Annotated in this window: 2 protein-coding genes; one reads left to right on the plus strand and one right to left on the minus strand. The window is 69.4% G+C overall.

Annotated elements, in window-relative coordinates:
• Window positions 1-67 precede the first annotated feature (67 nt).
• Complete coding sequence (locus ACTIGN_RS13100; RefSeq protein WP_439624474.1) at window positions 68-310, minus strand: hypothetical protein; 243 nt, start codon at window positions 308-310, stop codon at window positions 68-70.
• Window positions 311-425: 115 nt separating this feature from the next.
• Between ACTIGN_RS13100 and ACTIGN_RS13105 the strand changes: the two genes are divergently transcribed.
• Entirely contained in the window at window positions 426-1,403 is a 978-nt protein-coding gene (locus ACTIGN_RS13105) for a ThuA domain-containing protein (RefSeq protein ID WP_439624476.1), read from the plus strand.
• Window positions 1,404-1,461 lie beyond the last annotated feature (58 nt).

Genomic DNA, 1,461 nt, shown 5'->3' on the forward strand with positions numbered 1-1,461 from the left:
CGGGGGGTATTCTTCTCCATTGGGGTTTCCCCGCTTCGAATTTCGTGCTTGTTCGAGTGCTTCGAAGTTACTCGCTCGCCGCCGGCGGCGCGGTCGCCTCGTACTCCTTGATGGCCGCGACGGCCCGGTCCATGTCGCCGCTCTGGATCCACAGCTCGATCGAGTCCGACAGCGCCGAGCCGAAGCTCGCGCTCAACTCGGTGCCGACCACCTTGCTCTCGATCCCCGACTCGGTCAGCACCTGCTGGTAGGCCTCGACCTGCGCCAGCGGTCCGGAGTACACGCGGACCACGTCGTTCGAGTCGCTCATCGGCTGTCTCCTCTTCGGTTGCGGAACCCCGCCCGTATTCTACGCCGTTGACCGCACCCGCCCCGCACGCAACAATCAGACTTCCCCCGCCCCTCCCTCCAGCTCCGAACCCCACATGCGAACGCCCGCCCGCCTCCTGCTGCTCGGCCTGCTCGCCGGCACGGCCACCTCGGTCGCCGCCGCCGACCCGGCCCCGGTCAAGGTGCTCGTCATCGACGGGCAGAACAACCACGCCTGGCCGCAGACCACGCCGGTCATCAGGAAGGTCCTCGAGGACACCAAGCGGTTCGCCGTGGACGTGGCGACGAGCCCGCCGAAACTCGCGCTGCCGCCGAAGCCGAAGGACGCCACGCCCGAGGACGAGACGAAGTACAAGGCCGCGGTCGCGGAGCTGGAGAAGGCGCACAGGGCGGCGGTCGAGAAGTTCCGGCCCGAGCTGGCGAAGTACGACGTGGTGGTGAGCAACTACAACGGCGAGCCGTGGGGCAAGGAGCTGAACGCCGACTTCGAGAAGCTGCTGAGCGAGGGGAAGATCGGGTTCGTCGTGGTCCACGCGGCGAACAACGCGTTCGGCGGGTGGAAGGAGTACAACCAGATGATCGGCATGGGGTGGCGGGGGAACACCGGGGGCGACCGGCTGTACCTCGACGCCGCCGGCAAGGAGGTCCGCGTGCCGAGCGGCTCGGGCGACGGCTCGGGCCACCGGTACACGGGGCCGTTCACGGTCACCGTGCGCAACGCCGAACACCCGGTCACCAAGGGGATGCCGAAGGAGTGGCTGCACGTCCGCGACGAGCTGTACGACAACATGCGGGGGCCGGTCGAGAACGTGAAGGTGCTCGCGACCGCGTACTCGGACAAGGACAAGAAGGGGACCGGCGCGCACGAGCCGATGATCTGGACCGTGGCCTACGGCAAGGGCCGGGTGTTCCACACGCCGCTCGGCCACGACGCGAACGCGATGCGGTGCTGGGGGTTCGCCGGCACGCTGACCCGCGGGACCGAGTGGGCCGCGACCGGGGCCGTCACGCTCCCGCTGCCCGCCGCGTTCCCGACCGCCGACAAGCCCAGCCCGATCGCCGCGGACAAGTGAGTAGGTTGCCGGGCGAACCCCGAGCGCCAGCGAGGGGGTGCGCCTCACCCCCTCGCTG

The organism is Gemmata sp., assembly GCF_051859125.1.
In the GTDB taxonomy this organism is placed as follows: Bacteria; Planctomycetota; Planctomycetia; order Gemmatales; family Gemmataceae; genus Gemmata.